Origin of the sequence: Nitrincola alkalilacustris, assembly GCF_008973755.1 — a bacterium.
In the GTDB taxonomy this organism is placed as follows: Bacteria; Pseudomonadota; Gammaproteobacteria; order Pseudomonadales; family Balneatricaceae; genus Nitrincola; species Nitrincola alkalilacustris.
The window spans coordinates 172871-197912 of sequence record NZ_WBOM01000006.1; the positions used below are offsets into that span (position 1 = coordinate 172871).

Annotated in this window: 23 protein-coding genes and 1 pseudogene; 15 read left to right on the plus strand and 9 right to left on the minus strand. The window is 53.3% G+C overall.

What is annotated here, in order from left to right; genetic code table 11:
- Window positions 1-387: 387 nt before the first annotated feature.
- Window positions 388-1464, plus strand: a complete 1077-nt coding sequence (rlmM, locus tag F7R27_RS12650) for a 23S rRNA (cytidine(2498)-2'-O)-methyltransferase RlmM (protein WP_151704630.1) — start codon at window positions 388-390, stop codon at window positions 1462-1464.
- On the opposite strand, the gene F7R27_RS12655 is transcribed toward rlmM, so the two are convergent.
- Window positions 1465-1746, minus strand: a complete 282-nt coding sequence (locus tag F7R27_RS12655) for an antibiotic biosynthesis monooxygenase family protein (protein WP_151704631.1) — start codon at window positions 1744-1746, stop codon at window positions 1465-1467.
- A 168-nt stretch (window positions 1747-1914) separates the two neighbouring features.
- On the opposite strand from F7R27_RS12655, the gene tusA reads away from it, so the two are divergent.
- Together tusA and F7R27_RS12665 are read left to right on the plus strand one after the other, a co-directional pair.
- Window positions 1915-2157: a sulfurtransferase TusA gene (tusA, locus tag F7R27_RS12660; protein ID WP_151704632.1), complete on the plus strand. Its 243-nt coding sequence runs from the start codon at window positions 1915-1917 to the stop codon at window positions 2155-2157.
- Window positions 2126-2731, plus strand: a complete 606-nt coding sequence (locus F7R27_RS12665) for a ProQ/FINO family protein (RefSeq protein WP_240776365.1) — start codon at window positions 2126-2128, stop codon at window positions 2729-2731. Before tusA ends, F7R27_RS12665 begins: the two co-directional genes overlap by 32 nt.
- 3 nt (window positions 2732-2734) lie before the next feature.
- Here the strand turns inward: F7R27_RS12665 and F7R27_RS12670 are convergent, their stop codons facing one another.
- The 3 genes from F7R27_RS12670 to F7R27_RS12680 all read right to left on the minus strand — a co-directional run bounded on the left by F7R27_RS12670 (window position 2735) and on the right by F7R27_RS12680 (window position 7082).
- Complete coding sequence (locus tag F7R27_RS12670; protein ID WP_151704633.1) at window positions 2735-3853, minus strand: DUF3080 family protein; 1119 nt, start codon at window positions 3851-3853, stop codon at window positions 2735-2737.
- Window positions 3837-5207, minus strand: a complete 1371-nt coding sequence (locus tag F7R27_RS12675) for an MATE family efflux transporter (RefSeq protein ID WP_151704634.1) — start codon at window positions 5205-5207, stop codon at window positions 3837-3839. The genes F7R27_RS12670 and F7R27_RS12675 overlap by 17 nt, the downstream gene beginning before the upstream one ends.
- 138 nt (window positions 5208-5345) lie before the next feature.
- Window positions 5346-7082 carry a PHA/PHB synthase family protein gene (locus tag F7R27_RS12680; RefSeq protein ID WP_151704635.1) on the minus strand — a complete coding sequence of 579 codons (1737 nt, stop codon included), beginning with the start codon at window positions 7080-7082 and terminating at the stop codon, window positions 5346-5348.
- A 175-nt stretch (window positions 7083-7257) separates the two neighbouring features.
- Between F7R27_RS12680 and F7R27_RS12685 the strand changes: the two genes are divergently transcribed.
- A complete protein-coding gene (locus F7R27_RS12685; protein WP_240776366.1) occupies window positions 7258-7512 on the plus strand; it encodes a glutaredoxin family protein in 255 nt (84 codons plus the stop codon).
- Between the two features lie 50 nt (window positions 7513-7562).
- Here F7R27_RS12685 and F7R27_RS12690 read toward each other — a convergent pair whose 3' ends face one another.
- A complete protein-coding gene (locus F7R27_RS12690; protein WP_151704636.1) occupies window positions 7563-9509 on the minus strand; it encodes a transglycosylase SLT domain-containing protein in 1947 nt (648 codons plus the stop codon).
- A 144-nt stretch (window positions 9510-9653) separates the two neighbouring features.
- On the opposite strand from F7R27_RS12690, the gene F7R27_RS12695 reads away from it, so the two are divergent.
- Window positions 9654-11585 (plus strand): ATP-binding cassette domain-containing protein, encoded by a 1932-nt coding sequence (locus tag F7R27_RS12695; protein ID WP_151704637.1) that lies wholly within the window; start codon window positions 9654-9656, stop codon window positions 11583-11585.
- On the opposite strand, the gene F7R27_RS12700 is transcribed toward F7R27_RS12695, so the two are convergent.
- Window positions 11582-12025 (minus strand): universal stress protein, encoded by a 444-nt coding sequence (locus tag F7R27_RS12700; protein WP_151704638.1) that lies wholly within the window; start codon window positions 12023-12025, stop codon window positions 11582-11584. The two genes, F7R27_RS12695 and F7R27_RS12700, sit on opposite strands and share 4 nt — an antisense overlap.
- Before the next feature lie 63 nt (window positions 12026-12088).
- On the opposite strand from F7R27_RS12700, the gene F7R27_RS12705 reads away from it, so the two are divergent.
- Window positions 12089-12595, plus strand: coding sequence for a hypothetical protein (locus F7R27_RS12705; RefSeq protein WP_151704639.1), 507 nt, complete (start codon window positions 12089-12091; stop codon window positions 12593-12595).
- A 55-nt stretch (window positions 12596-12650) separates the two neighbouring features.
- Window positions 12651-12869, plus strand: a complete 219-nt coding sequence (locus tag F7R27_RS12710) for a DUF1653 domain-containing protein (protein WP_206060508.1) — start codon at window positions 12651-12653, stop codon at window positions 12867-12869.
- A 23-nt stretch (window positions 12870-12892) separates the two neighbouring features.
- Here the strand turns inward: F7R27_RS12710 and F7R27_RS12715 are convergent, their stop codons facing one another.
- Window positions 12893-13603: a DNA topoisomerase I gene (locus tag F7R27_RS12715; protein WP_151704640.1), complete on the minus strand. Its 711-nt coding sequence runs from the start codon at window positions 13601-13603 to the stop codon at window positions 12893-12895.
- A 192-nt stretch (window positions 13604-13795) separates the two neighbouring features.
- Here F7R27_RS12715 and topA point away from each other — a divergent pair, with 192 nt between their 5' ends.
- Both topA and F7R27_RS12725 read left to right on the plus strand, forming a co-directional pair.
- Window positions 13796-16450, plus strand: coding sequence for a type I DNA topoisomerase (gene topA, locus F7R27_RS12720; protein WP_151704641.1), 2655 nt, complete (start codon window positions 13796-13798; stop codon window positions 16448-16450).
- A gap of 17 nt (window positions 16451-16467) precedes the next feature.
- The gene (locus F7R27_RS12725) at window positions 16468-16995 is read left to right on the plus strand and encodes a DUF6586 family protein (protein ID WP_151704642.1); all 528 of its coding nucleotides are present in this window, start codon (window positions 16468-16470) and stop codon (window positions 16993-16995) included.
- A 61-nt stretch (window positions 16996-17056) separates the two neighbouring features.
- On the opposite strand, the gene F7R27_RS12730 is transcribed toward F7R27_RS12725, so the two are convergent.
- Window positions 17057-17608: a SulA-like leucine-rich domain-containing protein gene (locus tag F7R27_RS12730; protein WP_151704643.1), complete on the minus strand. Its 552-nt coding sequence runs from the start codon at window positions 17606-17608 to the stop codon at window positions 17057-17059.
- Window positions 17609-17628: 20 nt separating this feature from the next.
- Window positions 17629-18231: a transcriptional repressor LexA gene (gene lexA, locus F7R27_RS12735; RefSeq protein ID WP_151704644.1), complete on the minus strand. Its 603-nt coding sequence runs from the start codon at window positions 18229-18231 to the stop codon at window positions 17629-17631.
- Between the two features lie 129 nt (window positions 18232-18360).
- Between lexA and dinG the strand changes: the two genes are divergently transcribed.
- From dinG to F7R27_RS12765, 6 genes and pseudogenes are all read left to right on the plus strand, one after another.
- Entirely contained in the window at window positions 18361-20475 is a 2115-nt protein-coding gene (gene dinG, locus F7R27_RS12740; protein WP_151704645.1) for an ATP-dependent DNA helicase DinG, read from the plus strand.
- A 174-nt stretch (window positions 20476-20649) separates the two neighbouring features.
- Window positions 20650-21825 (plus strand): annotated as a pseudogene (gene rhlB / locus F7R27_RS12745) (ATP-dependent RNA helicase RhlB); the annotation flags it as partial.
- 347 nt (window positions 21826-22172) lie between these two features.
- A complete protein-coding gene (locus F7R27_RS12750; RefSeq protein ID WP_151704647.1) occupies window positions 22173-22394 on the plus strand; it encodes a hypothetical protein in 222 nt (73 codons plus the stop codon).
- A gap of 135 nt (window positions 22395-22529) precedes the next feature.
- The gene (locus F7R27_RS12755; RefSeq protein ID WP_151704648.1) at window positions 22530-23561 is read left to right on the plus strand and encodes an NAD(P)H-dependent glycerol-3-phosphate dehydrogenase; all 1032 of its coding nucleotides are present in this window, start codon (window positions 22530-22532) and stop codon (window positions 23559-23561) included.
- A complete protein-coding gene (gene sixA / locus F7R27_RS12760) occupies window positions 23558-24019 on the plus strand; it encodes a phosphohistidine phosphatase SixA (protein ID WP_151704649.1) in 462 nt (153 codons plus the stop codon). Before F7R27_RS12755 ends, sixA begins: the two co-directional genes overlap by 4 nt.
- An 83-nt stretch (window positions 24020-24102) precedes the next feature.
- Window positions 24103-25005 (plus strand): alpha/beta fold hydrolase, encoded by a 903-nt coding sequence (locus F7R27_RS12765; RefSeq protein WP_240776367.1) that lies wholly within the window; start codon window positions 24103-24105, stop codon window positions 25003-25005.
- Window positions 25006-25042 lie beyond the last annotated feature (37 nt).

Below are 25042 nucleotides of genomic sequence, written 5' to 3' on the forward strand. Positions count from 1 at the left end.
CTCATCAACAAGCTGTTAGAGTTAAATACAGTACCAGCGCGGATTATCAGTGAATTACCCCCGTATTTCAATGTAATGAAAAGGTTTGTTGCATTGCATCAAGACGATGCAGGGCGTCATGTTCAGCCAGACTGGAGTGTTATATGGTGTCGTGATTTTTGTAATTAAGTTGCTGATTGTAAAGAAAAAAATACTTGCATTTCAGATCAGAAGCATCTTGTGAAAAGCAGTGTTAGATAGTCTTGGTAGTTATAATAGATACTTTGGTATTGGTCCAAATGACATGATAAATGATGTTTATTTGATATGGATCAAGATTGCGACTCAGGTATGATGGGCGCCGAAGTACCTGAATTAAAGCCAGCAGGCAGGAGAGAAATACCTCAGATGCAGACTCTAGACACACTGATACTCTATTGCCGTTCCGGATTTGAGCGTGAATGTGCAGCAGAGTTCACGGAGCGCGCAGCGATGGCTGGCTTCTCAGGACATCCTTCTTACAAAGGGGATGAAGCCTATGTGATCTTCAACCTTCATCAGCCGGGAGCTGCTCTACAGGTCATGGAGGAGATAGAGTTTCGTTCTCTCATTTTTGTGCGCCAGTGGGTGGCCTGCCTGCCGATGATGGATGATCTGCCAGGGCATGATCGTGTGACACCTGTTTTGGAGCAGGCTGCCGCACTGCCCTTATGCAATGAGCTATTCGCCGAAACGCCGGATACAACATCCGGGCGTGAGCTTCAGGGCTTTGCACGCAAATTCAGTTCGGCACTGGTTCAGCAGATGCGTAAGCAGAATCGACTGTTGCCGCGAAAGCAGAAAGCCGACTGGCGGATGCATCTGTTCGTGCTGTCGGGAAAGTGCTTGTGGCTGGGTGTTTCGCCACGGCGTAACAGTTCACCCTGGGAGATGGGTATTCTGCGCCTGAAGTTTCCGTCATCAGCCCCCAGCCGTTCCACACTCAAGCTTGAGGAGGCCTGGCACTGGTTTCTGTCCAGGCAGGAGCAGGAGCAGCGCCTTGGCGGTGGCAAGACAGCTGTTGATCTGGGCGCTGCGCCCGGTGGCTGGACCTGGCAGTTGGTGCAGCAGGGGATGTTCGTAACCGCTGTAGATAATGGCCCGATGGGAGAAGAGTTAATGGAGAGTGGTCAGGTTACCCACCTGCGTGAAGATGCCTTCTCCTTTGCGCCCTCCAAACCGGTTTACTGGATGGTGTGCGATGTGGTCGAAAAACCCTCACGAATCGCTGATCTTGTGGTTCTCTGGGCGAAAAGGGGGTGGTGCCGCGAAGCCGTGTTCAACCTCAAGCTTCCCATGAAGCAGCGCTATCGTGAAGTGGTCAGCTGTCTTGATACTATCCGCAGCGAGCTGGATGCCGCGGGTGTGACGCACCGAATAGAGGCGCGGCATCTGTATCATGATCGTGAAGAGATTACCTGCTTTCTTGATCTGCGCCGTGAATGATCAGTACTCGTAGAGTGTGATCTTTTCCTCCCGATCCAGCAGCAGACTCATCTCTTTCATCATCTCTTTGCGAGCGTCCGACTGGGCCCAGATCTGCCAGTCGTGAGCATTTCTGAAATTGGCGATGACCAGGCGATGCATGGGGTCATCGATATCCTTGAGGGCTTCGCCCGATATGAAGCCGTGTGCAGACATGGCTTTCTGTAGTGTCTCAGTGGCCACGCGGTCATAATGCTCGTCCAGATCCAGTGCAATATGGCGCTCTATCAGTACTCGAATCATGGCATCTTTCCTCTGCTGATATTGGTGTGCTTAATGGTTTGCAAAAAGTGTTCTGAGCATGATTCAAGCATAGTCGCTCCTCAGAGGCATGTTAACTGCGTATATGCAGTTTCTCTGAGGTAGGATATTTGCGACAATAGTGGCCCTTACAGAGAAGAGTGGCAGGTAATGGATAAGATCGACGCAGATGTCTTGCTGGATACATCCGGTCTGTTGTGCCCTGAACCGGTCATGCTGCTGCATAACAAAATACAGGAGATGGCGGTCGATCAGGTGCTGCATGTGATCGCCACAGACCCTTCCACTCAGCGTGATATACCCAGATTCTGCAGGTTTCTGGGGCATGAGCTGCTGAGTGAGAAGCAACAGGAAATGATTTATGAGTATTTCATCCGCAAAGGCGATGTCTGAGCTGGAGCAGTTAAGGCACACAACCGAGCGATTGCTGGTTGAGTGTGAGCAACGACTGGAGTACGCTGAGCGGCGTTTGAACAGTTCAATTGAGCGAGTTGAGAGTAAAGCAGTGAATGATTCAGTGAAAGTGGACAGCGAAAAGAGCGGCTCCCGTAATCGGACTAAAAATCGTGCCGCCAATCTGGCCGCACTGCAGGAGCTGACACAAGCCTATCCGGCAGTGTTCAGTCGGGAGAATGTAAGACCGCTGAAAATCGGCATACAGGAAGATCTGATTGCGGATGATAAACTGTCCAAAACCCGTATCAAGCGTGCGCTAGCCTCATATGTGCGCTCCCCCAACTATCTGCGCAGCATTCAGGAAGGTGCGCCACGCATCGGGCTGGATGGAGAGCCGGCGGGGCAGGTGACTGCCTCCGAAGCCGAACATGCCAAAGCGCAGCTAAAGGCCTACCATCAACTGCGCAAGGAACGTATCCGTGAGCAGGAGAAGCAGGCCAAGCTGAAAGAGAAAGAGGAGCGTCTCAACGATAAATTGAGTCAGTTGCTGAATCTGAATCAGAACCGCTGATCCTCAGTCAGCGGATTGTTGATCCAGTCCGGGCATCATGCCGCATTGGCCCAGAAGCTGTTGCCAGGCCGATGTGTGTCGGTCTCTGGCTGCTGTATAGGCTTGCCAGAGGCTGTTCGGTGAATCGGTACTGACCACTTGCCGGTAGTAGGGTGCAGTGCTGTCCGGTATCGGTAGGGGTGCCATGATCTGCTGCTGTAACTCCAGCCAGCGAATACCCTGCTGATGCACAGTGGCAAGATAGCCTTGTATCTCCTGGGCATAGAAGCGTGTGAACACATTGCGCAGGATCTCTGCCTGTGGATTGGGTCGGCCGTTATAGCAGACCGGCAGGCGCTCCAGCCGACTTTCAATTGCATCTGCCGCCGCATCCAGCAGATGTGTCAGATGCAGAAGACTCTTCAGCAATTGTGCGCCGAAATCACTTCGATAAAGGCGTTCATAATCCTGCTCCAGCGCCTTGACTGCACCAGCCTCAATGAAGTCGGTGCCTGGTTGTGTCTGGCTACTGATTCTGGCAAACATCTCCAGACTGGGCTCAATGGTGGCGAAAAGTCCGGCGTTATTCAGAGGCAGGGGTGGTTGGTTGATGGCAAACTGCTTTTCCATTTCGGGTGCCGTATAAAGGCTGTTCCAGATCACGGCTGGCAGATTATCACGTTTAATGCGATGAATTTCACTGATCTGCTGCAGAACCCCTTTAAACTCCTCTTCCAGATCCAAGTCCTTTGTTATCAGGGCGTGCAGCAGATCCTCGCACTCAGCGATTGCCTGCAGAAACTGCAACTCATAGATCAGTTGCTGAGAAGGGGGCATGACACGTCCGAGCGAACTGTTGCGTTGAGCAACCAGAGGCAGCAGGTTGCAATGGCGCAGGTTTAGCACATCAAACAGTCCTTCTCTGATCTCCGTTACCGGTAGCAGACGTTGGCGTCTTGGGGGTTGGCTAGGGAGTGGCTGCAAAGTGGATGCAGAGTATTCAACGGGTTGATCCAGCGCATTGCCGAGGCGTTGTGCATAGGTTTGCATCATCTTTTCGGGCGTGGGTTCTGAGCATCCCGATATCGTTCCTGCTGTTAAGACTGCCAGTAATATCAGGCAGGCCTCATGGACTTTGATCATGGCGTGACACCAGATGTAACCTTGTCATCAGCAATACGGCACCAGCACTCAAGCCGATCACCAGTCCATACCAGAAGCCGGCAGGCCCCATGGCTGGAACCAGTATGTCGGTCAGGCTCAGCAGATAGCCGACTGGCAGTCCTATCACCCAGAAGGAGATGAACACCAGTATTAAAGGTATAGAAGTATCCTTGTAGCCACGCAAGGCTCCGGCTGCACTGACCTGTATCGCATCGGATAGCTGGAACAGAGCGGCAATCACGAGCAGTGAGGCAGCCAGATCGAGAATTTCTATATCCGGGGTATACAGGCGTGCGATGCCTCTTGCAAAGAGTAGCGTCAAAGTGGTGGAGATCAGTGCAAAAAGGAGGGTGATCTGTATCCCTGTAAAGGCTGCATATCTGGCTGCTGCAGCCTGTCCGGCACCCGACAGTTGTCCGACACGGATGGTCAGTGAGATGGCAATACTCAGAGGCAGCATGAAGACCATGCCGGTGAAGCTGATGGTGATCTGATGCGCCGCGAGTACTATATCGCCAAGCTTTGCCAGCAGCAGGGCTATCACGCAAAACATGCTGGCCTCTATCAGTAGCGCAAAGCCGATGGGGGTTCCGAGCCTGAGAAAACTCAGTACAGCGCCGAATTGAGGCTTCTGCCAGCGCTGCCAGAGCTTGAGAGGGGCAAATGACGGACTCTTATGCAGGTAGCCCGAGCCGCAGAGCAGGATGATCCACATGACGATAGCGCTGGCCCAGCCACAACCGACACCGCCGAGTTCCGGGAAGCCGAACTTGCCGAATATCAGGACATAGTTGAGCGGGATATTGCATAGCAGGCCGATGATGGCGATCTTCATCACCGGGCGGGTTTTACCGAAGCCTTCACAATAGCTGCGGATGACCTGAAAAAGCAGCAGGGCCGGAAAACCCAGGGATATCGCTTCAAGATAGCGTCGGGTTTTGTCCTGAAGGCTGGGTTCCAGCGACAACAGTGCGAGCAGTGGGTCTGTATTGTTGAGGATCAGCAGGGCAATCAAACCCAGTACCAGAGCTATCCATAGCCCCTGATGAAGAGTGTTGGGTGTGTCTTGCGTCTTGTTGGCGCCAACCAGATGGGCAACCAGAGGCGTGGTGGCCATCAGGATACCACTCAATGCCAGAAAAACCGGGATCCAGATGCTGGTGCCAAGAGCGATGGCAGCCAGATCTTCGGCACCGGCGCGAGCCGCCATCAGCGTATCCACAAAGCCGATGGAGTGCTGAGCGAGCTGTGCAATCACAATAGGCCATGCCAGATGAAGAATAGCCAGTGTCTCCTCTCGCTTTCTGCTCAGGGAGTTTTTAATAAGATGCATCGAGGGTCAGTCCGGTCAGCGAGGGTATACAACTCTTCCATGATTGAAAAAGGGGCACCTGAGTGCCCCCTGTAGTATCAACATTAGTGTCAATACATAGCGCCTATGTCAGCGTCTATTAATCAATAACTGCGAGAATCAGTCAAGACGTGCTTTTACATAGCTGCCCGGCGCGGCTTCGATGGCCTTGTGGGTAGCATTGCCATAGTCGGCTGGTGCATCGACCTTTTTACCACCGCGACGCTTGATCCACTCAGACCAGTGACTCCACCAGGAGCCTTCCTGCTGCTCGGCAGTTTCAAGCCAATGATCAGGCCCTTTACCGAGTTCGCCCTTGATCCAGTAGTGACGACGATTCTTGGACGCCGGGTTGATGACACCTGCAACATGTCCACTGGCGCCAAGTACAAACTCCATGCTGCCGGTGAACTTCTCGGTGGCTGCAAAGGTGCTTTTCCACGGAGCGATATGATCCTCAATGGTGGAGAGGAAATAGCAAGGTGTCTTGATTTTGCTCAGATCAATCGGCTCACCACAGATAGTCAGCCCATTCGGCTCGACCAGCTTGTTTTCCAGATACATCTTGTTGATGTAGAAGGTGTACATGGCTGCAGGCAGATTGGTTGGATCACTGTTCCAGTAGAGAATGTCGAACGGTGGAGGTGTCTGGCCTTTCAGGTAGTTGTTGACCACATAAGACCAGATCAGGTCATTGGCTCTGAGCATGTTGAATGAGGTTGACAGCTCGCGCCCGTGCAGGAAACCTTCCTTGTTGACCTTGCTCTCCAGTTGCTTGACCTGATACTCATCGATGAATACGCGCAGATCGCCCGGATCGCTGAAGTCGGTCAGTGTGGTCAGGAAGGTGGCTGACGCGATGCTGGTGTCCTTGCGGTTAGTCATGATTGCCAGTGCGGAGGCCATCATGGTGCCGCCGACGCACCAGGCGACAGCGTTAACCTTGTCACTTCCGGTGATCTCTTTGGTCACGGCGGTGGCTTTCAGGATGCCATCTTCTATGTAGTCATCCCAGGTCAGGTCACGCATCTCCTTGCTGGGGTTGACCCAGGCGATAAGGAATACATTGTGGCCTTGCTCCAGGCAGTAGCGTACATAGGAGTTATGGGGTTGCAGATCGAGAATATAAAATTTATTGATGCTGGGTGGTACGATCAGCAATGGCTTTTCATGAACCTGCTCAGTCAGCGGCTTGTAGTGCAGCAGCTGGAAAATATCGTTCTGAAAAACCACAGCGCCTTCTGTGGTGGCCAGGTCTTTGCCCAGTTCGAAGGCTGATTCATCGGTCATGGAGATATGACCTTTATCGATGTCGCCAAGCAGGTTCTTCAAACCATCAATCAGGCTCTGGCCTTTAGACTCGATCGCCTGGTTCAGCACTTCAGGGTTGGTCACGGCAAAGTTTGTCGGTGACATGGCATCAATGAACTGCTGGGTATAAAAGTCGAGCTTCTGTTGCTCGGCATCCGACAGCTTCGCATTCGCTGACATCTCGGTCAGCATCTTGGAGCTGAGCAGGTAAGACTGCTTGATATAATCAAAGACAGGGTTCTTTGACCACTCTTCATTCTGAAAGCGGCGATCGCCTGGCTTGGGCGCTACAACCGGGTTGCCTGCACCGGTAAACATGTTCTGCCACAGGCTCATTTGCGCCTGCTGAAACTCGGTAATCGCCTTGATCCATAAGGTAGGATCTTCCATTGAGCGTGTCGCCAGCTCGGTCCAGGAGGTGGTGAATTGCTTGAAAATATCATCACCGCCGGTGGCAGAGTACATCTCAAGAATCTTATTCGTTTCCCGATTCACATAATTGATGAATTCTTGTGGATCAGTTGCCATTTTGCTGTTCTTATCCATAAATATCTGCCTGCTGCTAGTGCGTTGCTTTCCTGACCCTATCTTATACCATGTGCTTGTTGATCACATAATATGGTCTTGAACTCAATTCATGCGTCTTTGGTTTGAGGATCAGTCATCCAGATTAATATTGCCCTGTTAAAGTAACAGATTAAACCGTTTTATGGAGATGTATGTGCGTAGTTTTGAATTAATGACCACGCTGGGGTGTCATCTGTGTGATGATGCTGCCCAGATTCTGGTTGTTGCAATGAGCGAAGATCTGCATGAGGTGGATCTGGTGGATATCGCTTATGACGACCAGCTGATGGCTCGCTATGCCACGCGTATCCCTGTCCTGCGTGATGTGATGAGTGGGCAGGAGCTGGACTGGCCTTTCGACCAGCATCTGCTCATGGAGTTCATCAACTCCTGCCCTGAGGAGGATTAGAGCCTTCCGCGTTTAACCTTGAGAGCCTCCCGCAACAATCTTGAGAGTCTTCATCGACTATCATTCAGTGCCAGCAACTGACGCTCAGACTGGCTCATCATGCTGGGTCTCTGGCCTGTCAGGTGGTCATAGATGACCCCATAGGACAACACGTTCTGCACATACAGGCGCGTCTCGTCAAAGGGGATGGTCTCTATCCAGATATCCAGGGGCAGGTGGCCGCGGGCATTCAGCCACTGTTGCACGCGTCCGGGGCCGGCATTATAGGCCGCTGTGGCATAGACACGATTACCATTGAAGCGCTGCTGCATCTGCGACAGGTAGGCTGAGCCGAGTTCGATATTCACCGCCGGTTGCGACAGGCGACTGAGATCAGGGAGGTCGATGCGGTTGCGCTGCGCCACCTCTCTGGCTGTTGCCGGCATCAGTTGCATCAGCCCCATGGCTCCGGCACCAGAGCGGGCATCTTCCAGAAATGCACTCTCCTGTCGAGTGACAGCCATCGCCCAGGCGCGCTCTATCGAGTATTTACCCGACGCGTGATGGAACAGGTCTGTATAGGGGGTCGGGAAACGCAGCTCAAGGTCGTCCCAGCGGTCACTGCCTATCGCGCCTCGAATGCCCTGGAAGTACCAGCCCCAGCTCTTCACAAGGTGTGCAGCAGCATGCTGTTGATCCTGGGTCAGGTATGTGGTGGCGTGGTTCCACTCGGAGCGCGCATTGTTGATCTGGTTGATCTGATACAGCTCATGCATTCTTCTGAATGCCGGCAACTGTGCTATCTCATTGAGTGCGGCGGCATCGAAGGGTGCTGGTGTGTTTTTCAACTCAAAGGGTAGATTGTTATGCTCGGCAGCGATAAAGCTGTAGAAGCTCCGGTCGCTGACCAGCTGCTCAAGGGCATCCTGAGTGTAAGGAATTCCGAGGCGCTTGTGTGATACATGTGTCCAGTATTGCCAGCGGGGGTTCTGTCTGAGCTCATCTGGCAGCTTCTCAATCATCGAAGCTACCTGAGGCCATGCCTGATCCACCAGGGCAAGACGGATACGCCATTCGGTCAGTTCTCCGAAGTTGAAGTCGGGATCAAGCCTTGCCAGCAGCTCTTCGGTGCCCGGCAGGAAGCGTTTGGCATAGCGAACGCCGAGGCGGGTCGCCAGTGGTTCCTGCTCGGGTGCCGGTATATCCAGATGTCGTACCAGACCGATCCAGGTGTTCAATGCCAGTTCAAGGTCACTGCCGGCCAGGCGATTGACCGCCATCATGGCGAGGCGTCGATGCTGTGGCGTTTGCTTGCTCAGGATGCCGGGGTTCTGGCGCAGTTGCTCCGGATTGTTATAGACCCGCCAGACGGTGGCAGCATGCTGCTTGGTGGTATCATCCTTGATGAAGCGTTCGGCGTAACGCGCGAGTCGGGTATTACCTGATTCCAGCGACAGCAGCATGCGCTCAAGAGCGTGGTTTGATTGCAGGCCGCCGGAGGCAATCCAGCGCTCAAACAGAGGGTCACAGGCATCATGTTGTGATGCACCGACCTGCCAGAGTTGGGCAGCCTGCTGATAGGCACCTTCGCGATCCCCCAGCGCCAGGCTGGCAAGTCCGGCAAAGCATTGCTGCTGAGCATTGGGTCGCTGCAGTCTGTTGTAATAGGTCTGAAAACGGCCCCAGTCCTTCTTCAGACCCAGTTGGGTCGTGTAGGCAAACAACATGCGACCAGCCAGCGGAGAATCGGCATGGGTCGTCAGAAAGTGGTCTACCTCATCCTGGCTGGCATGGGCAATGCGCCCGCGAAGCTCTGCAAAGACTATGTAGGGTGTCAGAGGGTAGTTGTGAAGCTGCTCCAGCCCCTTGTAAACGTCATTTTTTCGCCCGGCTTCTGCTGCCTGAAGGGTGTCCAGAAATAACTGCTGTTGCTTGTTCAATGCCTGTGCAGAGGACTGCACGGGCAGGGCTATTACAAAACCGATCGATAGACCCATGAGGGCTCTGGTAATGCTCACGACCTTCCCCTTCTCTTTGTAGCGCGTTTCTAGGCTGTTGCCTCTTCAGTTTATCTGTTCCTGATATGTTTTGAGAAGAGATTAAAAAGATTTCCGCTTTTTCAGGTAGAATGACGCGCTGAATAAACGAGGTAATTGGGATTTATGACACTGATCAAGCTTGATGCGGTATCACTGGCGTTTGGTAACCAGATTATTCTTGATGTTGCTGATCTGCAGATAGAGGCAGGTGAGCGGGTTGCGCTGGTGGGGATGAACGGGGCAGGGAAGTCTACCCTGATGAAGCTGATCAATGGCACTCAGCATCAGGATAGCGGCGTGATCTGGAAAGCGCCTTCTGCCCGCATTGCGGATCTGCCGCAGATGCTGCCTGCTGCGGATGATCGTAAAGTGTGGGATGTGGTGACGGCGGGCCTGTCGGACGTGCTGGCGCTGCGGAATCAGTACGATCAACTGACGCAACGCCATGATGATGCGGCCATGCGTGAACTTGAAGAGCTGCAGCAGCGCCTGGAGGCGGTTGATGGCTGGCATCTTGAACAGCAGGTTCAATCCGTGATTGATCGCCTGGGGTTGCCGGCCGATAAAACCATGGCCGAGCTTTCTGGAGGCTGGCGTCGACGCGCAGCACTCGGTGCTGCACTGGTACAGAAGCCAGATATGTTGCTGCTGGATGAGCCTACCAACCATCTTGATATTGAAACCATCGAGTGGATGGAGCAGATGCTGATGGATTTTCGCGGTGGTCTGCTGTTTATCTCGCATGACCGTGCGCTGGTTGAGAAGCTGGCAACGGTGATAGTTGAGCTGGATCGGGGTCGCCTGACCCGTTTCCCAGGCAGTTACAGTCGCTACCTTGAGCAGAAGCAGTTGTTGCTGGAGGAGGAGGCGCGGCATCAGGCCGAGTTTGATAAGAAATTGGCTCAGGAGGAGCGTTGGATACGTCAGGGCATCAAGGCACGACGTACCCGCAACGAAGGTCGTGTCAGAGCACTTGAGAGCATGCGTCGTGAGCGTGCAGCGCGTCGTGAGCGTCAGGGCTCTGCCAAGTTTGGCCTTGAGCAGGCCAATCAGTCAGGGAAGCTGGTGGCTGAACTGGAAGCTGTTTCTTTGTCTCTGGGCGGTGCAGCTTTGATTCGTGATCTGGACCTGCGTGTGCAAAGAGGAGACAGAATCGGCCTGATCGGTCCTAACGGTATCGGAAAGAGTACATTGTTGAAGGTGCTGCTTGGTGATCTTCAGCCAGATACAGGGCAGGTCAGGCAGGGTACCAAGATCGAAGTGGCCTACTTTGATCAGATGCGTGACCAGTTGGATCTGGAGCGCAGCGTGATTGATAACGTCTCAGGAGGGCGTGAGTTCATCGAGATCAATGGGCGCAATCGACATATCATCAGTTACCTGGGTGATTTCCTGTTCAGTGCAGAGCGCGCAAGAACACCGGTCAAGGCGCTTTCGGGTGGTGAGTGTAATCGCGTATTGCTGGCGCGCCTGTTCAGTAAACCAGCCAATATGCTGGTGCTCGATGAGCCGACCAATGATCTGGATATCGAAACTCTGGAGCTGCTGGAAGATATCCTGCTGGAGTATGACGGTACACTGCTGCTGGTAAGCCATGACCGAGCCTTCCTGGATAATGTCGTGACCAGCACGCTGGTATTCGAGGGTGATGGCAGAATCAGTGAATATGTGGGTGGCTATCAGGATTGGCTGAGGCAGCGTCCATCAGAGCCAGTAGTTAATAAGAGATCTCAGAATGCTCCTGCAAGTGGTTCATCTGTAATCGATTCATCAGCGGTTGCTGCTGTGCAAAGTGATGAAGGGCGCAAAAACAAGGCGCCAAAAAAACTCAGCTACAAGTTGCAGCGTGAGCTGGATGCCTTGCCGGCAGAGCTGGAAGCCGCAGAAGCAGAGCTTGAGGCACTCGCTGCTGAAACTGCGGCTGCTGATTTTTATCAGCAGGACCACACTCATGTTACGGCGCGACTTGCGCTGCTGCACGAGCAGGAGCGCAAGCTTGAGGCGCTGATGGAGCGCTGGGTCGAGCTGGAAGCGATGCAGGCAGGGGAGGATTAATCCTCTTTCTGCCTCACACGTACCGCTAGTACGTCACACTGAGCGCCATGTAGCACGCCATTGGCTGTTGAGCCCAGCAGCAGGGCAAGCCCATGCCGGCCATGACTGCCGACGATGATCAAATCAGTTTCCGTCTCGTTGGCAATGCGATGAATTTCAGATTCGGTATGTCCGGTGACGATATACTGCTGATTCACCGGCTGGGAGATGGCCGCACACAGCGTATCCATCTTGCGTTTGGCATGATCATCCAGTTGTTCCTGAATGGTGGACAGGTCCATTGGTACGTCTCCACCATAGGCAAAAGTCAAAGGCTCAACTACATGAATGATGTTCAGCTCTGCTCCATAGAGGCGAGCCATCTCATCAGCCTTGGAGATCAACTGAGAGGATTCATCGGTCAGATCAATCGCTAACAAAATACGGGAATATGTACTCATGGGATTACCTGTTTATCAGTCTTGGTTTGAGAAATCCATTTATCCTGACTTAAGGATAGCATCATGCAATGGGTAATCATCACTCTTGTGATGCTTTCTTTACTGGGTTCGTTGATGTGGATCAAGCCCACGCCGCGCCAGAGGATGCAGGCTGCGATGCGTCTGCACGCCAAACAAATTGGATTCATGGTTCAGATCGCCAGAATAGAAACCACGCGTGGAAAGGGTGAGATGGAAGCTGAGAAAATATCGGTCCCGGCTTATCGCATTCTTCGCGCCGACCTTCCACAGGAGTTACGTGATCGCTGGGTTTCCTGGCAGATTTTCAGGGTGGACAATGTCGCTGACTCGGGGTTGCCGGTCGGTTGGTCATGGAAAAAGGGTGAGGGGAAGCTGTCAGCAGCAGCACTTACCCTGATACGAGAGTTGATTGATCAGCTTCCGGCAGATGTGATCGCACTGGAATCATCACCCGTACACTTTACGGTTTACTGGCGTGAGCGTGGCGATCTCGCTACCCTTGATCGTATGCGCGAGCAGATCCAGCCGATTCTGGATGCGCGGATCTGATTGAGGCGCCTATTCAACAAGATAAGAACAACACAGGTGAAAGCTGATGAAAACACTGATACAGCCTCTGCCAGGTCGCTACAGACATTACAAGGGGCTTGAGTATGAGGTGTTTGGAACTGCCAGGCACTCCGAAACGGAGGAGTGGCTGGTGATTTACCGCGCACTTTATGGTGACTTCGGGCTCTGGGTTCGGCCGCTGGAAATGTTTACTGAGCAGGTGGTGCTGAAAGATGGCACACAGTGCCCAAGGTTTGCACTCATAGAGTCCTGAGGGTTGATGCTCGCCTTGAGGGGTTACTCCTTGAGATAGTCATCAAGTGCTGCGGCCAGCTTGCCTGGGCCAAAGTCCTTTGGTGGCTGAATACGATCGATGATCTCCTGCACCTGATCAAGCTTGGGTTGTTTCTGGCGCTGTGTCACTTTCGCGCGTACCAGAATCGCCTTCGCATGCTTGAGATGAGATAAGGCTCCTATCTTGTCTCCGCTCTGCTCCAGCTTGGCCGAGTGAGCCAGGTGGGCATCTGCAACCAGTGAGATGTTCAACCAGTAGAGATCCTGTTGATAGTTGATGGCCAGCTGAGGTGTCATCTTGCCTCTGTTGGCCATATCGATCAGCAGTTTTTCGGCGAAGGTAATGTAGATCTGAGCACGCTTGACGGCGCGATCGCTGTCAAAGGCCCCCTGAGTCGGACGGGCTCTGTCGCTGGTTTCCTTCATGCGGCTGACATCCGTCATCAACTCGGAATCGGGTGCGAGAACGCCAATCTCTTCGATCAGGGCCAGTGCGTGCTGATTGAGTTTGTCGGTAATATCTTCACGGCAACCAGCCTCCTTGAGGATGGCCAGGGCGTTAAGGGTGTGCTCAGCCTGCTCCTTGAGCCAGCGCAGGCGGGAGCTGCGAGACTCCTGCTGGCTTTCTCGCATATTGATGAAATAGTTGATCAGCAGAGCGGCAACGCCCACTACAGCGATCAAAATTATAAAAACCAGGTTGTCTCTGAGCATTCTGTTTGGCACTCTGGTATAACAGATAACATTATAGATTTTATTGTAAACATTGCATCAGGACCTATTTTAGGACCAGTGCCCTTCAAAGATAAACAGATTATTTTCTGTATGTTGCTTGACCCTTCAGGTGTCAGCACTTATATATGCACGCATGTTTTTGGCTGCTTGCAGGATTAAGGACTTAGTTTAATGGGAAAAACCCTGGTCATTGTCGAGTCGCCGGCTAAGGCGAAGACAATCAATAAGTATCTCGGCAGTCAGTATGTCGTCAAGTCGAGTGTCGGCCATATTCGTGACCTGCCGACAGGTGGGGCCAGTAAGTCTGATCCCAAGGAGCGTGCAAAGCAGGCTGCGTTGACGCGCAAGATGTCACCCGAAGACAAGCTGGAGTATCAGCGCAAGAAGGGGCGACAGCAGCTGATCCGACGTATGGGTGTCGATCCGGAGCATGGCTGGGAAGCGAATTACGAGATACTGCCTGGTAAGGAGAAGGTGGTTGATGAGCTGAAGAAGTTGGCAAAATCGGCTGACGAGATTTATCTGGCAACGGATCTTGACCGCGAGGGAGAGGCTATCGCCTGGCATCTGCGTGAGGCGATTGGCGGCGACAGCAGTCGCTACAAACGTGTCGTGTTCAACGAAATCACCAAAAAAGCGATCAAACAGGCGTTTGAAAAGCCGGGTGAGCTGGATATGAGCCGTGTTAATGCTCAGCAGGCGAGGCGCTTTCTGGACCGAGTGGTCGGTTATATGGTTTCGCCACTGCTCTGGGAAAAAGTCGCTCGGGGGCTTTCGGCAGGTCGTGTGCAGTCGGTTGCGGTCAAGCTCATAGTGGAGCGCGAACGTGAAATTCGTGCCTTTATTCCCGAAGAGTATTGGGAAGTGTTTGCTGATGCTCGCAGCAGCGCAGATGATCAGGTAAAGCTGCAGGTGATGCGCTATGGCGCAGATAACTTCAGGCCGACTTCGAGCGAGCAGACGGAAGAGCTGACTGCACAGCTGCGTCAGGAAAAGCTCACGGTTGTCAGCCGTGAAGATAGGGCTACCAGCAGCAAGCCATCTGCACCTTTCATTACCTCTACGCTGCAGCAGGCAGCCAGTACACGCCTGAGTTATGGCGTGAAGAAAACCATGATGATGGCCCAGCGACTTTATGAAGCGGGTTACATCACCTATATGCGTACCGACTCAACCAATCTCAGTGCAGATGCGGTGGCAGCCTGTCGTGACTATATTCAGTCAAAATTCGGTGAAAAATACCTGCCCGCAGATCCGGTACGCTACAGCAGTAAAGAGGGTGCTCAGGAAGCGCATGAGGCGATCAGGCCGTCAGATGTTTCAGTTGCACCGGATGATCTGGTGGGTATGGAAACGGATGCCGTGCGCCTCTATGACCTGATTCGCCGTCAGTTTATCGCCTGCCAGATGCTGCCTGCACAATACACCAGCACACGTCTTACCGTGGCAGGTGGTGACTTTGAACTGGCGACCAAAGGGCGCATTCTGCGCTTTGATGGTTATACGCGTATTCTGCCAAGTCGTGGCAAAGGGGATGAGGATATTATCCTGCCCGACCTGAAGAAGGGTGAAGTGCTGTCATTGATTGATCTTGAATCCAAACAGCACTTTACAAAACCGGCACCGCGCTATTCTGAAGCGAGTCTGGTCAAGGAGCTGGAAAAGCGGGGTATCGGCCGTCCTTCCACTTATGCTGCGATTATCTCGACGATTCAGGAACGTGGCTATGTCGAGGTTCAGGGGCGTCGCTTCTATGCCCAGAAAATGGGTGACATCGTCAGCGAGCGACTGAGTGAAAACTTCTCTGACCTGATGGATTACGGTTTTACCGCCCGGATGGAGGAGTACCTAGACGAAATAGCTCAGGGCAAGATGGACTGGCGAGAGCTTCTGGACAAATTCTATAAAAACTTTGTCACATCTCTGGAGGCAGCGCAGAACCCAGAAAACGGCATGCGTCCGAATACGCCGACACCGACTGATATCGAGTGTCCCGACTGCGGCCGTCATATGATGATTCGCACCGGCAGTACCGGCGTGTTTCTGGGCTGCTCCGGCTACAATCTGCCACCCAAAGAGCGTTGCAAGTGCACGATCAACCTGATCCCGGGTGATGAGGTGGTCAGTGTTGACGGAGATGATGAGGAGGAGTCCCGCATTCTTCGCAACAAGCACCGCTGTAAACTCTGTGGTACGGCGATGGATTCGTACCTGGTGGATGAAGAGCGCAAACTGCATATCTGTGGTAACAACCCGGACTGCCCAGGCTATGAGGTGGAGAAGGGTGCCTTTCGCATCAAGGGTTATGACGGCCCTGTACTCGAGTGTGACAAATGCGGCTCTGAGATGCAGTTAAAGACGGGTCGCTTTGGCAAGTTTTTTGGCTGTACCAACAGTGAGTGCAAGAATACACGCAAGCTCTTGCGAAGTGGTGAGGCTGCTCCGCCAAAAATGGACCCGGTACCCATGCCTGAGCTGAAGTGTGAAAAAGTCGACGACACATACATCCTGCGTGATGGTGCCAGTGGCTTGTTCCTGGCCGCCAGTCAGTTTCCCAAGAATCGTGAAACAAGAGCACCTCTGGTCAGTGAGCTGATTCCGCATAAGGATGCACTGGATCCCAAGTATCATTTCCTGCTTTCGGCACCACAGCAGGACGATGAGGGTAATCCCAGCGTGATTCGCTACAGCCGTAAAACTCAGGAGCAGTACGTAATGTCTGAATCTGAAGGCAAGGCAACCGGCTGGAGAGCTTTTTACACCAATGGTAAATGGCAGGTGGAAGCGGCCAAAAAGAAACCGGCCAAAGCCACCAAAACCAAGTGAGCAGATAGGGGTAGAGCATGAGTGATGTTTATCTGATACGCACCAACCAGAAACTGAACTTTGCTCGTTTGCATCTGGATGCCTTGAAGTCGGCCCATGAATCGACCAGTTGGAGCAAGCATGCGCTGATTGAGTCGTATCAGGAGTCGATCCTGTTTCATCTGAGTGCTGCTTATGTCGCGTTTTTGCGTGAGATTGCAGAGCGTTACAGTTTTGATGCGGCATCAGTCAATACGCTTGAGGATCTGTGCCGCTGTTTTGAGCAGTCGGGTCAGGAGTCACCTGAAGTATCGGAACTGGAGTCCTTGCAAAGCCGTGAGCAGAGTTGGCTTTGTCAGTTGCAGGCAGCTTATGAGGCCTGTTGGCAAGCCACTGATCACAGGAGCGAGCGTGCGGATCCGACAAAAAGCCACTCAGAGATACAGGTGATGCAGATCAATCCGGATCATGCAGAGGATCCTGAAGTGATGGCCGAGTATCAGACCTGGCTCAGTTCACTGCGTGATATGGTGGAGCGCCAGCGCAGCGGTATGCAGGAGTGGTAGTATCGGACCGTTACAGGTGGTTGCTAAGGTTTGGTTGCAGTGGTTTGGTTGCCATAACCTGTTACCAGGAATGTCCATGAATCGCCAGGCAGTGGCTGCCTCCAGCCAGTGCGGCATTCTCAAGTCGTTGTAACTCCTGCTGTGTCAGCTCCGGGTGCCAGAGAATCACGGTATGGCAGGTGCCGGCACAGAGCGCCTTGGCTGCCAGTTCAACGGCGTTATCCGTTTCACAGCGAAGCGTCAGTGTTCGGCTCAAATCGGTGGCGGCCTGCAGCAGGTGATTGCGGGTCAGTTCTGATGGAGGGGCAACCAGCGCCAGCCAGCGCTCACCATGGCTGAGCTGTGACAGCATCGGCAGAATCATGGGTTGTAATGAGACCAGGTCGCTGTGAAGGACTATCTCGGTGATCTTACCGCTCAGAGGGTCGCTGGGTTTTTTCTGGATGAGGTTCTGATCGCTGGGCTGAGTGCTGTTTTTCAATCTACTCTGAGTACAGCTCATCAACTTGCGCTGAGGGCGCGTCTCGACAGTGATATCGGCGCTGGCTTCTATAGTCAGCGGGAGCTGTCCTGTGATATGCGAATCATCTCTTTCTGCGGCAATTGCAAACATTACGTCTCTCCTGCGTCTGGCTAACTGCTCTGACGAATAACGCCTACACCGAGTCCTTCGATCACCAGATCCTGCTCCTTCAGGTCCACTTCGATGGCGGGAAAATCTTCATTTTCAGCAATCAGACTGACTTTATGTCCGTTGCGCTGAAAACGTTTCACTGTTACCTCTTCTCCGATACGGGCAACAACTATCTGACCATTCTTGACCTCTCGGGTCTGATGCACAGCCAGGAGATCTCCGTCCAGAATACCGACGTCCTTCATGCTCATTCCACGCACACGCAGCAGATAATGTGCCGGCGGATGGAAAAAATCCGAGGAGATAGTACAGTGCTGCTCAATATGCTCCTGAGCCAGTATGGGCGACCCTGCCGCTACCATCCCGACGACAGGGAGTCCTTGATCCTGCTCGAAATCCGGCAATCGGATACCACGAGAGGTGCCTTTGATCATTTCAATGGCGCCTTTGTTGGCGAGTGCACGAAGATGTTCTTCGGCGGCATTCGCTGACTTGAACCCCAGATCACGAGCAATTTCGGCCCTTGTCGGTGGGTAGCCGGTGGTTTCCATATGCCGTCTGATGCAGGCGAGTACTTCACTTTGGCGCTTTGTCAGTTTCATAATAATATGTCTTTTTATACAGTCACTGCATTTTTATACAGTATTCTGTATTCGTCAAGTAAAAATCTGTCTGTATATCCAGTATTTTGTTAATATCCACATCCAATCGACTCTGATGGAGTTCTGCTGTTGCTCGAAAGTGATCTCAAAAAAGAGATTCAGACCGCTTACACACGCTTTCTCGAAAGCAGGGAGCTGCGTGCCCGTCCTGCTCAGAAGCAGATGATCGGTGCTGTCGCTCGTGTGCTGGGTGCAATTCGTCAGGGAGACAAGGGCGAGCGTCTGGGTGAAAATCATGTCACTCTGGTAGAGGCCGGAACAGGGACTGGGAAAACGGTAGCCTATCTGATGGCTGCGTTGCCGATTGCGCGTCGGCGGGAGCTCAAGCTGGTGATCTCAACCGCTACGGTTGCCCTGCAGGAGCAGCTGATCAGTAAGGATCTGCCTGAGCTTGCCCAGCACTCAGGACTTGTTTTCAGCTTTGCGCTTGCCAAGGGGCGAGGGCGTTATCTGTGCCTGAACAAGGTTGAGCACTGCCTGGAGCGCCAGGAAAATCTTGGCCAGATTGCACTGTACGAAGATGAGATTGAAGAGCGTCTGCCTGAGTCCTCGCTGCAACTCTATCGTACGCTGATGGAGCGTTATGCTGCAGGGGAGTGGGATGGCGATCGTGATCGTCTGGAACTGGAGGTGGCAGATGACCTCTGGCAGCCATTGACCAGTGATCATATGCAGTGCAGCAACCGTCGCTGCAGTAATTTCAGTGTCTGCCCCTTCTATCGCTCGCGTGATCGTATCGCCGAAGCAGATCTGATTGTGGCCAACCATGATCTGGTGCTGGCTGATCTGGCGCTGGGCGGTGGTGCGATTCTGCCTGAACCTGCTGAAACCCTCTATATATTTGATGAGGGGCATCACCTTTCCGACAAGGCTTCCAATCACTTTGCCTACTCCATGCGCATCGGTGCCAGTCAGAAACTGATCGGCATACTCGAGAAAAAACTCAATCAATTGGCTCAGGAAACCGGCTCCACTCAGCTTGCTGATTACGTCGGTCGCATGCAGCAACCCGGTGCTGATCTGTATCGTGCTCTGGGGCAGTTTGAGGTGCTGGCATCGCTGCTTGAGTTCAGCGATGAGCGTAATCAATCAGCGCGCTATCGCTTTCCAGGTGGTGTCTTGCCGGAAGGCTGGTATGCTCCGGCACAGGAGATTGCGTTTTGCTGCGATAGAGTGGGCCAACTGCTTGAGCAGATATCCGATCTGCTCAAGGAGGGGATGGAGGGCGCGAGCAGCGAAGTGGCGCGTGCCGATGCCGAGTTGTGGTATCCTCAGATAGGTGTTTTCTGGAGTCGAATCCAGCACCTGGGCTGGCTGGCTGGCAGTTACGCACGGCCCGACCCCGAGGGATCGACCCCTGTTGCGCGATGGATTATCAGAGTTGAAGCCGGTCATGCACAGGATTTTGAGTGTCGCAGCAGCCCCGTGTCAGTCGCGGATACCTTGCGTGAACATCTTTGGCAGTCATGTTTTGGTGCGCTTGTGACCTCTGCAACCCTGACTTCACTTGGGCGCTTTGATCGTATCTGCAGCAGTCTGGGGCTGGCTGCAGATACCACCTGTGAGCGGCTGTTCAGCCCTTTTGATCACTATAATGCAGCTGTGCTGGAGGTGCCTCAGATGCGCACAGATCCGAGCCAAGCGCAGGAGCATACCGAGGAGGTGGCTGAGTATCTGAATCGGGAACTGGCCCAACTCAAGGCAGTACTGGTATTGTTCAGCTCCTGGAAACAGATGCTGACAGTGCTTGATCGGCTTGATGATTCCGTGAAAAATAATGTACTGGCTCAGGGGCAGTTGGCCAAGGGGGAGATTCTCCGGCAGCATCGCCAGCGGCTTGATGAGGGGCAGCCGAGTATCATTTTCGGGCTGGCGTCCTTTGCAGAGGGAGTGGATCTGCCGGGACACTATTTAACGGATGTGATCATTGCCAAGCTGCCATTCAGCGTGCCGGATGACCCGGTCGATGCGACTATGGCAGAATGGATAGAACAACAGGGTGGCAATCCTTTCAATGACTGGATGGTGCCCGCAACAGCAATGAAGCTGACCCAGGCGGTTGGCAGATTGCTGAGAACCGAAAAGGATCATGGCCGTATCGTTATTCTGGATCGGCGCATCGTCAATAAACGCTATGGGCGCCAGATGCTGGACTCCCTGCCGCCTTTTCGCCGTCAATTTTAATGCTTAAGTCAGGAAGGCAATATTTTGAATTCAAAAGCTGATAACAAACCTGCAGATGCTGTTGCAAATACAGCAGGCTCTACCGGCGACTCTTCCAGTAACGACAGAAAACCAAGACGCAAGCGTCGTGACAGCCGTCGTGATACCAAAAAGGTCTCCTGGTCACCTCTTGAGATTACAGTGCCAGCCGTGGCCGACAAAACCCGGTTTCAGGACCTCAATCTGCCGGATGACCTGATGCATGCCATACATGATCTCGGATTTGAGTACTGCACGCCGATTCAGTCTGTGACGTTGGCGCAGGCCCTGGAAGGCAAGGACCTGATAGCCAAGGCACAGACCGGAACAGGCAAGACAGCGGCTTTTCTGATCAGTGTCATCACCGATCTGCTGGACTTTCCTCTTGAGGGTAAACGCAAGCTGGCCGAGCCGCGCGTACTGATTCTGGCTCCGACCCGTGAACTTGCGTTGCAGATAGCTTCCGATGCCGAAGGGCTGATCAAATACAGTGATCTCAAGGTCGTATCGCTGGTGGGCGGTATGGATTTCGACAAGCAGCGTAAGGACCTGGCCAGCGGGCCGGTTGACCTGCTGGTTGCGACCCCGGGTCGACTGATCGATTTTGTCAGATCCAAGGATGTCGATCTCTACAATGTCGAAGTGCTTATCCTTGATGAGGCTGACAGAATGCTGAGCATGGGATTCATTCCTGATGTCAGAACCATCATTCGGCAGACCCCGCGTAAGGGGCCTGAGCGCCAGACGATGCTTTACAGTGCTACCTTCTCGGATGAGATCATGAACCTGGCGCGTCAGTGGACGGTTGATCCGGTTCAGTTTGAGATGGAATCAGAGGGTGCCACGACCGACAATATCAGCCAGAAGGTTTTTCTGGTGGCAGCATCTGATAAATACCGCCTGTTGCGCAACTACCTCAGGGTCAATGGTGTTGATCGCGCGATTGTGTTCTGTAACCGTCGCAGTGAAACTCGCAAACTGGCCGAGCGTCTCCAGCGCGATGGCCTCAAGGCATCGCTGATGTCGGGTGAAATCCCCCAGCACAAGCGCGTCAAGACACTGGATGATTTTCGCAACGGCAGGATTCAGGTGCTGGTCGCAACCGATGTGGCAGGGCGTGGTATTCATATTGATGGTGTCACTCACGTGATCAACTATCAGTTACCGGAAGATGCTGATGACTATGTGCATCGTATCGGTCGTACCGGACGTGCCGGTGCCAGTGGGACTTCGATCTGTTTCGCCTGTGAGAATGACTCTTTCCTGATTCCCGAAATAGAAGCGGAAACCGGCGTGAAGCTTGAGTGCATTCATCCGGACGCCGAGCTGCTGAGCGATCTGCCTCAGCCGGTATCCGAGCCAGAGACAGCCCCTGCTGAGCTGGATCTCTCTGAAGCGGCGCAGGAGGTAACCGAGCGGACTGAAGCAGCTGAGGAAAGCTCACCTGTGATAGATGAAACTGTCGTGAATGAGCCTGCCGTTAATGAACCTGCCGTTAATGAACTAGAGTCGAATGAGTCTGCTGCGGATGAGTCTGCAAAGTCTGACGAATCTGCTGCGAAGGATGAGGCCAGTGATTTGCCAAAGGATGAGTCTGCCGAAAAGAGTGTCGTCACATCAACCGAAGAGTCCGAAGCCGAGGCTTCAGACGAATCAGAGAGTAAACCAGTCAATCAGTCATGAGTGATCGACATAATACCCGTCGCATTCGCAATCTGCTTGCGATAGCCATCAGCGCATTTTTTGCGGTAGTAGGGGTTGCCGGATATCAGCGTACCGGCGACCCCATGCAACTGTTGTTGTTTCTGGCGCTGGCTGTAGTCAGCCTGGGCTTTGTTCTCATTGTTTTCAAAGGGATAGATAAACTGCTGGATAGTATGGATACTGAAAGGCGTGATTAGGCATGCCGGTGTGGTGGGTTCCGACCTGGGCTGATCACTGGTTTGAAATTGTTCGACAGGCTGTTGGATCATGCATAGAGGCAGCGAAAGCGCAGATGGTTTTTCAACAACCTGTCAGTTCCGGAGTGGAAAGTTGTGAGTAAAACAGTCAAACACGTCGCAGTGCTGGGTGGCGGCAGCTTTGGCACAGTAATAGCCAATATGATGGCTGAAAAAGGGGTTCCGGTGCATTTCTGGATGCGTGACGCCAAGCGTGCCGCCGAGGTGAACAGCAGCCGTCTCAATACGCGCTATATCCCCGATTATCCGCTATCTCCATCGCTGCATGCCACCGCTGATCTCGAAGAGGCGATCACCGGTGCTGAAGTTGTATTCGTGTCGGTGCCCAGTAATGCGTTTCGCAGTGTGATGCTGAAGGCGGAGCCTTTTCTGAAGCCGGATCAGTTGCTGATCAGTACCACCAAGGGGATCGAGGCGGGCACCTTCAGCCTGATGAGCGAGATTATCTGTGATGTGTGCCCGGCATCGGCTGTGGGTGTGCTCAGTGGACCCAATCTTGCCAAGGAGATTGCACAGCGTCAATTAACGGCCAGTGTCGTGGCCAGTACTGATGCTGCACTTCGCAACCGGATTCAGGACCTGCTGGGCAGTGCCTATTTCCGTGTTTATGCCAGCAGTGATACCTATGGTGTGGAGCTGGGTGGTACGCTGAAGAATATCTATGCCATTGCGGCCGGTTTGAGTGTGGCACTGGGTATGGGTGAAAACACCAAAAGCATGCTGATTACGCGCAGCCTTGCCGAAATGAGCCGCTTTGCTGTGTCCATGGGGGCTAATCCCATGACCTTCCTCGGCCTGGCCGGTGTCGGTGATCTGATCGTGACCTGTACGTCCCCTCTGAGTCGTAACTTCCGCGTCGGTTATGCGCTGGGTTCGGGTAAAACGCTGGATCAGGCAGTTGCTGAGCTGGGTGAAGTGGCTGAGGGCGTCAATACTCTGCACCAGGTGCGAGACAAGGCGCTGGAGAAGGAGATCTATATGCCTCTGGTGTCGGGTCTGTATGAAGTGGTGTTCAATGGAGCGCCGGTCACAGCCGTGGTCAAGGGTATGATGCTCAATGTTCAGAATTCTGACGTTGAGTTCGTACTGCCCAGGGACGAAGGATGAGGCTGCTGCTGATACGTCATGGTGAGGCGATGCCCTGGTCTCCCTCCGGCGATGCCGGGCGCGAGCTGTCAGCTAATGGGCGTCAGGAGGTGATCAGTGTTCGGGAGCAGATACCTGAGTTATTGAGTAGCGTCTCTCTGGTGCTGCATAGTCCTTATGTCAGAGCTATGCAGACAGCAGAGCTGCTGGCTGAGGGGCTGCAGGTGCCGTCAGTAGCGCTGGATGCTCTGGTTCCTGATTCCACGCCGATTCTGGCCTGTGAGGCGCTGGAGGCATATGTCCCCAACGAACCCCTGTTGATCGTGACGCATCAGCCGTTGATCGGCTGCTGGGTCAACTGGCTATGTGATGGCAACAGGTCGCAGTTATCCTGGGCCACAGCGCAACTGGCTGTTGTCGAGACTGACTGGCCGGCAGGCAATATGGGTCGTTTGCTGGCCAGCTACTATCCGGCTTGATGTTTATATTGATCATTTACTGTCACAAGCGGTTGAATCTGTGTTGTCTATGCTAGAGTGAGCTGAGTCAGGGAGTGTGCTCCATGCAGAATAATGAGCAGAATAAAGAGCAGAATAAAGCGTCGCACAATCCAATGCGACAAGAGCTGCGGTTTGAGGTGCAGGGGCAGGAGATGGCGGCAATCGCGTGGGGGCCATCAGATGGCCTGCCAGTGCTGGCTTTGCATGGCTGGCTGGATAATGCCGAAACCTTTTATCAGCTCGCGCCGCTTCTCAAGGGTGTGAGATTGATTGCCCTGGATATGATGGGTCATGGCCTGACCTCTCACCGTCCCAGCAGTATGCCCTATTATATCTGGGATAATGTCTCTGATCTGCTGACCGTTGCCGATGAGCTCGAGCTGGATCAGATCCATCTGCTCGGCCACTCCATGGGCGCTGCTGTTTCATCGCTTGTGGCTGGCACCTTTCCGGATCGTGTGGCCAGCCTGGTTTTGCTTGAAGGCCTTGCACCATTGGTTTATGACGCACTTGAGTTGCCGGAAAAAATGGCTGATGCGCTGCGTAAACGTACACGCCTGAGGCATCGCTCTCCGCGGTATTACAGCACAATGCAAGAGGCGGTTACCGCACGTATCAATGGGCGTTTTCCTGTTCCGGAAGAAGCTGCCGAGCGCCTTGTCGGGCGCGCGATCATCAAGACCGAGCATGGCTATCACTGGCGTACGGATGCCAGTGTGACATTACCTTCGGTGGTCAGGCTGACTGAGCAACAGGTCTGCGCCTTTCTTGAGCGTATCCGCTGCCCATCACTTTTATGTCTGGCCGAACAGGGGATTTATCCGGAATTGACCGGAACGCTCGCAACGCGCGTACAAGGGATACAAACCGATCTGTTTCCGGGAACGCACCATTTTCATCTTGAGCCGGAACCTGTGGTGCCTCTGGCGGATCGTATAAACAGGTTCTATCTTTCAATAGGGTAGGCAACATACTGTCGTGTCATGATGACGCTGGCCGGCA